Origin of the sequence: Nesterenkonia salmonea (genome assembly GCF_005771525.1) — a bacterium.
Classification (GTDB): domain Bacteria; phylum Actinomycetota; class Actinomycetes; order Actinomycetales; family Micrococcaceae; genus Nesterenkonia; species Nesterenkonia salmonea.
In genome coordinates this window covers 1-6,751 of sequence record NZ_VAVZ01000069.1, presented here as the reverse complement: position 1 = coordinate 6,751, position 6,751 = coordinate 1, and the positions used below count along the sequence as shown (strand labels likewise).

The following is a 6,751-nucleotide window of genomic DNA, read 5'->3' as shown; positions in this document are numbered from 1 at the left end:
TACCTGAAGTCCGGAACGTCGCTTCCAACTACGCAGACTACCGCTTCCAACTCTCGCTACGTGCCACTGTGCCGACGTCGGTGATGAGAGCGCGCTGAGGAACTCTGCCAGCGCTCCTGCAATCCCGGCACCCGGTATCTGAGTATGGTGCACCGGCGCATCAGAGTCCGTCAGCGGGGCTCGTTCACCGTCCCAGAGGACGCTGCCCCGCTCAGCGGTGAGTCTCCACTGACCGTTCCATGATGTCTCACGTCCGGGGCTGCACCAACTGCCGGTGTAGACGAATCGCGCTCCGCTCTCCATCTGAAAGATGGCTGTGGCGGCGGCGTCGCCCACATACCAGGACCAAGAGGGGTTGAACTCTTCACAGTAGACGGACACTGGCTCCGTGCCCATGACGAACCGTGCCGCGTCGAATGGATGAATGGCCATATCGAGCAGAAGCGGATGCGCCATCTGGTCACGAAAGCCCCCGAACCGCGGTGCTCGGAAGAATTCACACACCAGCATTCCTGCAGGACCTAAAATCCGGGCCTCATCCCGGAATGTGTAGAGCTGCTGGTTGTATCTCCGCGACTGACTCACCATGAAGAACTCACCGGTGGCTTCAGCAGCAGCGGCTAGCGAAAGCGCACGCGGCAGGGTGTCGGCCACTGGCTTCTCCCCGAGAACAGGAAGCCCTGCGTTGAGAGCTGTGGCAGTGACTGGGTGATGCGCCTGGGGGATGGTCACATTGACCACTGCCTCAGCACCAGTTTCTTCAGCAAGCGCCACTGCGTCTTGGCCTGTGGGGACATCTGGACGTCCCAACGCCTCCAGCGCCGCTTGTGCTGCCTCGATGTCTAGGTCTACAATACCCGCCAGTTCAGCACCGGGTTCTTCCAAAATCGCCTGCAACCACATGCGCCCCATGCCACCTGCGCCGACCAGGATCAGCGGCTTACTCATGGTCGTCACAATCAGCCTCTACCGGCCCCTGGTACCCGTGCCCACTGTAGAAGTCTTCCGTGTTGTAGCGCAGTAGCGTTGGAGTTGTCCTTTCGGGCCGGTACGTAGCCGCCCATTGCGCTGCGTTGGAGATGACCCGGCGCACACCGGCATGGTGATACGTGGGGTAGTCCTGATCACCTGGTCGGAAATAGAAAATCTTTCCATAGCCACGCCGATATGTGATGCCGGAGCGGAAGACCTCCCCACCAGAGAAACTGGACAGAAAAATCAGCTCATCAGGCGTGGGGACGTCAAAATGCTCGCCATACATCTCATCTTCGTCGATGATCATCGGATGTGGGATCCCTTCAGCAATGGGGTGTGTGGGGTCCACGGTCCATACAAGTTCTCGATCGTGCTCGCTGCGCCAACGCAAGGTGCAGGTGGTTCCCATGAGCTTCATGAAGATCTTTGACCAGTGACCTGAGTGCAGCACGATCAGGCCCATACCTGCCAACACATGGCGATGCACACGCTCCACCACATACATCATCGGAGACGTCACCGTGGGCCATGTGCCCCCACCATATGAGCACATCGGTCGTGACAAGGATTTCCTCCGTCAAACCATGCTGAGGATCGTCAAGAGTGACCGTCTGAACCTCAGCTCTGTCTCCAAGATTCTCCCGGAGGCCCTCAGCAATAGCCCCGTGCATACCTTGCGGATACCGCTCTGCGACACTCGGCTCTGCCTGTTCATGACGGTTTTCACCCCATACGGTGAGACGCAGTGGCCGCGCGAAGACCATGGATGGTTTAGGTTGGGCGGCGGACATCATGGGTTCAGGCGCCATTTCTGTGCTCAATCTCCTTGGTCGTCGTGCACGGCTGCGTGATTCAGTCAGCATGAGACTACAGCGCGGACCGCAGGGGAGCCTGCCAAGCCCAGCACATACGACGACGCCGCCGGAACTACTGAAGTTCCCGCGGCGTCGTCGTTGTGGTTGAGTCAGTCTGCTACGTCAGTGGTGACGCAAGGCATCTATGAGCTCGTCTTTTTTCATCTCTGAGTAGTCTGTGAGGTCTACTTCCTTGGCGCGTTCGCGCAGCTCAGGGACGGTCCAGTCCTCGTACTGTGGCGAGGTGCCACCCTTTTTCCCCTGAGCAGATCGCCCCTCCTTATTGGCAGAGTTCGCGATGCGAGCAGATTTTTCCTTGGAATAGCCTTGCTCCTCACGGAGCTTTTTATAGAGTTCTTCGTCTTTGACACTGGATCTGTTCTGGTCGGCCATGGTGTTTATCCTCCTGTGAACGGTTTTCCGCCGGTGACTGGAATAACAGCTCCTGAGGTGTAGCTCGCCTGCTCGGAAGCCAGGTATACGTAGGCTCCTGCTAATTCTGCCGGCTGACCCGGGCGACCCATGGGCGTGTCCTGTCCGAACTCTTGCACCTTGTCCTCGGGGAACCCAGTTGCGGGGATCAGCGGCGTCCAAATGGGCCCGGGGGCCACAGCATTGACTCGAATACCTTTCTCACCCAGCTCGGTGGCGAGCACTTCGGTGAACGCTACCTGCGCAGCCTTGGTCATGGCGTAGTCAAATAGCGGGGGAGCGGGGCTAGCAGCCTGGATGGAAGTGGTGGTGATGATCGAAGAACCAGGTGCCAGATGTGGCACTGCGGCCTGCGCCACGGCCACATGGGAGACCAGGTTTGTGCCGAAGACTGTCTCCAATTCGGAGATGGGGGTGTCTTCGAAATCAGTCCGTGCGCGCTGATAAGCAGCGTTGAGCACCACCACATCGAGTCCGCCCAGGTCTTGGACAGCAGACTTCACCACATCCTCAGCGGCTCCGTCCTCTGTGAGATCACGCGGATACAGGGCTGAGCGCTGACCGGCATCGTGGATCAGATCAGCACAGGCTTCAGCGTCTTCCTGCTCCTCAGGCAGGTACACAATGGCCACATCGGCACCCTCCCTGGCGTAGGCCAGGGCGACGGCACGTCCAATTCCGGAGTCTCCGCCAGTAATGAGGGTGCGCTTGCCCTTCAGTCTGCCTGCCCCCACGTAGCTGCTTTCACCGTGGTCAGGGGTAGGAGTGGTCTCCGAAGTCAGCCCAGGCTGGCCGATATCGCCGTGCTTAGGCAGGTCATCGTCATAGTGTTTGCTTCGTGGGTCATTCTGCACTTTGTCGTCCATGACACTCCTTGAACTGAGGTGTTGCGGTTTTCAGTGAGTTCGCTGCGGTTCCAGGACGACTTTGATGCATCCGTCGTCCTTTTTCTGGAACATCTCATAGGCAGCTGGGGCCTGATCGATCGGCATCCGATGCGTCACGAAGTCGTCGACCCCAAGGGGGTCATCCGGGGCTTCTACCAGCGGGAGGATCTCATTGACCCACCGCTTGACGTTCGCCTGACCCATGGTGACCTGAATCTGCTTGTCGAAGAGCGAGAGCATGGGCAGGGGAGAGGCTTGGCCTCCGTAGACACCCGACAGGCTGAGGGTTCCACCTCGCCGCACCAGCTCGATGCCGGTGTAGAGGGCAGCCAGACGGTCAACGCCTGCCTTATCCATCACAGGCTGGCCGAGCTTATCGGGTAGGAATTGCACTGAACGCTGAGCCAACTTTGCGAGAGCTGACTGGCTGTCGCCGTGGGCCTCCATACCCACTGCATCAATCACGGCATCAGGGCCACGGCCTCCCGTGGCGTCACGGATGGCGTCCACCGAGGATGCGCTGTTGTCGTAGACGAGGACTCCGTGCCGTGCGGCCATTTCTCGCCGCTCAGCCACTGGGTCGATGGCGTAGACCGTCAGACCCTGATGCTTCGCGATCCGGGCAGCGAACTGTCCGATCGGACCGAGGCCAAGGACTGCCACAGAGTCGCCGGGGGAGCGCTGGGCGTAGGCGACGGCCTGCCATGCTGTCGGCAGGACATCAGAGAGAAACAGATAGCGGTGGTCAGGAAGCTCATCTCTGACCTTGATCGGCCCATAATCGGCGTGCGGAACACGCAGGTACTGGGCTTGTCCTCCGGGAACTGATCCATAGAGCTCTGAATAGCCGAACAGCTGCGCTCCCGAACCTTGATCGGTGACCTGCGTGGTCTCGCACTGGGTCTGAAGCCCTTGAGCACAGAAATAGCAGTTGCCGCACGCGATCTGGAACGGGATCACCACGCGGTCATCAGGCCGCACATTGCTCTCTGGACCCGCTTCTACCACTCGGCCCATCGGCTCATGACCCACAATATCGCCAGGGGTCATGAACGGGCCAAGAACTTCGTAGAGATGAAGATCGGAGCCGCATATGGCAGTTGATGTGACCTCAATGATCGCGTCATTCGGCCGTTGTATGACTGGGTCTGGAACTGTGTCGACGGATATTTTTCGGGGGCCCTGCCAGGTGACAGCTTTCATGGCGTCCTCCTTGAACGGTAGGTTGACGCGTTTTCGCTTCTAACCATCCCTACGGTATCGACACCCGCCTGAGAACTGACTGGACATCAGCCGAAGATTTGGGTAGAGAACTCCCATGTCAGGGGCCCTTGGGGTACCTGGTTATCGGCTGCAGGGAAGAAGCAACCAGGTAAGCAATCGTCGGCCCAATAGAAAGACACCCAGGGTGCCGGTGGCCACCAGAATAAAGGACAATTCGGCCCCACCATCGGTGAAGAGAACGCGCAGCACCATACCCACGGCCACTGTGATGCCCACGATGATGATTCCCGCAGGCCACAGCTGTGCGGCGCGCGACCATGAACGTGTGAGCAGCCATGCCACTGTGAGTCCGACCAGGAACGGCCAGGCCGTTGACGCAATGTCTACCGGTGACAGACCCGTCCCATGAGAGCGGTTGCCCAAAAGCGCAAAAAGCAGAATCAGCGCAGCATCGATAACAAAGAGCAGGCCAGCCAGCATCCACCCAGAATACTCGCCCCACTGAGCAGGCTCGTCACCGAGGACCAGGGGATGCGGGACAGCCGATCTCAGCCAGCGGACACGAAACCTCCTCATCAGAGCGATTTTGAGTTACTCTCCTGTAGATGGAGGACTCACGCCAACGCGACGACGCTGCACAGGCCTCACTGACGGGACCGGCAGAACTCGGTTTCGTTGAGGAGGTGCTGGACACCCTAGAGGACCTCTACAGCAGCACCGGGGATGTCCTCGATGAGGATCAGACGTTCTTTTCCCTGGCTGTCAGTGAAATTGCGACCAATATCGTCTCTCATGGTGAGGCAGGCGCTGATATCACGGTCACTGCTGACCTCACAATTGACAGCGAGGCGCTGAGCGCAGATTTTCAAGACAACGCAGATCCGGTTGAACTCTCACTGGACACCGCGGAGCTGCCCGATGAGTTCTCTGAATCGGGTAGAGGCCTGGCCATCGCGAAGATGGCACTGGACCACCTCAGTCATGAAGTCGAAGACAGACATACCTGGCATCTGATCAGGAAGCGACGCCTCTCAGACTGACCCGCAACTCAGCAGCTGAATCGATCACGCTGCACATGCGAATGGCACCAAGAGGCGGCGTACGGGCATGGCAATGGATTAGGGTAGGCAAAGACCATCCTGAATGCACCCTGAGAGGACTAATAATGTTCGACGAAGAACGTCGACAACGTGCGCTGGATGAATTGAATGTACTGGATACACCCCCGGATGAACGGGTAGATCGCATCACACGCCTGGCCCAGGAGATCTTCGGAGTTCCGATGGCCAGCGTGAATCTGATTGACAGAGAACGTCAGTGGAGCAAATCTGCAATGGGTTTCGAAGCCGAGGACGTCCCTCGCCAAGAGACGTTCTGCGATACAACTATTCAACAGCCGGACAGTCTGGTGATAGAAGACCTCGAAAAATATGCTCCTTTTGCCCAAAGCAGATACGTCACTGGCGCGCCCAACCTCCGTTTCTACGCCGGACATCCAATCGAGGCTCCTGGGGGCGAACGTGTAGGGGCACTGTGCCTGATGGATACGAAGCCTCGGGAGCTCAACCAACAGGACCGCCAGCTGTTGAAGGACCTCGCTCTCTGGGTTCAGACTGAGTTGGCGCAGCAGCAAGAACTTGATCACGCAGCTGTCATCCAACGTGCTCTCCACCCACGCCAGCTACCGGAGCCCACGGGATTCACCGTCAGGGCAGATTCGAGGCCGGCCGGTGGCGTATCAGGTGACTTTCATGATGCCCTTCTGCGCAATGGTCGCCTGCGCGTCACCTTGGCAGATGTCATGGGCAAGGGAATGGGTGCGGGGATCATCGCCTCTGCTGTGCGCTCATCGATGCGCACCGTACCGAATCGCACGCTCTTGGAGACCGTTTCGGACATTGATGTCATGCTTCAGGAAGACATCGGTGACCTCAATATGTTCGCCACAATCTTCTGCGCGGACATCGATACCACCACCGGACGCCTCGAATATGTAGACGGCGGTCACAGCCTGAGCTTTATTTATCGCGCCGACGGGACCTGGGAGCACCTGCACTCGACTGGACTTCCTTTAGCGATGGGCCTGGGGGAGTCCTATGGGTTAAGTAGTGCGCAGCTGAATCCTGGAGACGCGCTCTTGTGCTGCAGTGACGGTGTATTGGATCTGCTAGATCCCGAGAATCCTTTTCTGGAGGTCACCAAGATATTGGCTGCCCACGGAGTCGATGGTTCCGTTTCGGAGGCCATGGCATTCGCCGAGCGTCAGCGGGCACCCGATGATGTGACCGTCGTGACAGTACGGCGACACGCTTGAGCGGGACTGAGACTTATCGCTTCGAGTCCTATTCTTGTTCCGCCGGCGGTACTGAGGTCCATGCT

Annotated in this window: 7 protein-coding genes and 1 pseudogene; 2 read left to right on the top strand and 6 right to left on the bottom strand. The window is 58.6% G+C overall.

The genetic code is table 11. From position 1 onward, the window contains the following. The 6 genes and pseudogenes from FEF26_RS14925 to FEF26_RS14900 form a co-directional block, all read right to left on the bottom strand. The coding region (locus tag FEF26_RS14925; protein WP_138254333.1) for a Gfo/Idh/MocA family protein at positions 1–948 on the bottom strand (948 nt) is incomplete at its 3' end. Continuing rightward, positions 941–1,739, bottom strand: a pseudogene (locus FEF26_RS14920) (ThuA domain-containing protein). The pseudogene FEF26_RS14920 and the gene FEF26_RS14925, both read right to left, overlap by 8 nt. A 213-nt stretch (positions 1,740–1,952) precedes the next feature. After that, positions 1,953–2,222, bottom strand: a complete 270-nt coding sequence (locus FEF26_RS14915; RefSeq protein ID WP_138254332.1) for a DUF7218 family protein — start codon at positions 2,220–2,222, stop codon at positions 1,953–1,955. Positions 2,223–2,227: 5 nt separating this feature from the next. After that, complete coding sequence (locus FEF26_RS14910) at positions 2,228–3,127, bottom strand: SDR family oxidoreductase (RefSeq protein WP_138254331.1); 900 nt, start codon at positions 3,125–3,127, stop codon at positions 2,228–2,230. 30 nt (positions 3,128–3,157) lie between these two features. Then, positions 3,158–4,351, bottom strand: a complete 1,194-nt coding sequence (locus FEF26_RS14905) for an alcohol dehydrogenase catalytic domain-containing protein (RefSeq protein WP_138254330.1) — start codon at positions 4,349–4,351, stop codon at positions 3,158–3,160. Between the two features lie 141 nt (positions 4,352–4,492). Further along, on the bottom strand, positions 4,493–4,948 hold the full coding sequence (locus FEF26_RS14900) for a DUF3054 domain-containing protein (protein ID WP_138254329.1): 456 nt from the start codon (positions 4,946–4,948) through the stop codon (positions 4,493–4,495). A gap of 29 nt (positions 4,949–4,977) precedes the next feature. Here FEF26_RS14900 and FEF26_RS14895 point away from each other — a divergent pair, with 29 nt between their 5' ends. Both FEF26_RS14895 and FEF26_RS14890 read left to right on the top strand, forming a co-directional pair. Continuing rightward, on the top strand, positions 4,978–5,412 hold the full coding sequence (locus tag FEF26_RS14895) for an ATP-binding protein (RefSeq protein ID WP_138254328.1): 435 nt from the start codon (positions 4,978–4,980) through the stop codon (positions 5,410–5,412). A gap of 125 nt (positions 5,413–5,537) precedes the next feature. Then, complete coding sequence (locus tag FEF26_RS14890; RefSeq protein WP_166433070.1) at positions 5,538–6,686, top strand: PP2C family protein-serine/threonine phosphatase; 1,149 nt, start codon at positions 5,538–5,540, stop codon at positions 6,684–6,686. The last annotated feature ends 65 nt before the right edge of the window (positions 6,687–6,751 follow it).

Bases quoted from the DNA above. Each gene is read 5' to 3' on its own strand.
- FEF26_RS14890 (WP_166433070.1), top strand. From the start codon at position 5,538: ATGTTCGACGAAGAACGTCGACAACGTGCGCTGGATGAATTGAATGTA.
- FEF26_RS14900 (WP_138254329.1), bottom strand. From the start codon at position 4,948: ATGAGGAGGTTTCGTGTCCGCTGGCTGAGATCGGCTGTCCCGCATCCC.
- FEF26_RS14905 (WP_138254330.1), bottom strand. From the start codon at position 4,351: ATGAAAGCTGTCACCTGGCAGGGCCCCCGAAAAATATCCGTCGACACA.
- FEF26_RS14915 (WP_138254332.1), bottom strand. From the start codon at position 2,222: ATGGCCGACCAGAACAGATCCAGTGTCAAAGACGAAGAACTCTATAAA.
- FEF26_RS14910 (WP_138254331.1), bottom strand. From the start codon at position 3,127: ATGGACGACAAAGTGCAGAATGACCCACGAAGCAAACACTATGACGAT.
- FEF26_RS14895 (WP_138254328.1), top strand. From the start codon at position 4,978: ATGGAGGACTCACGCCAACGCGACGACGCTGCACAGGCCTCACTGACG.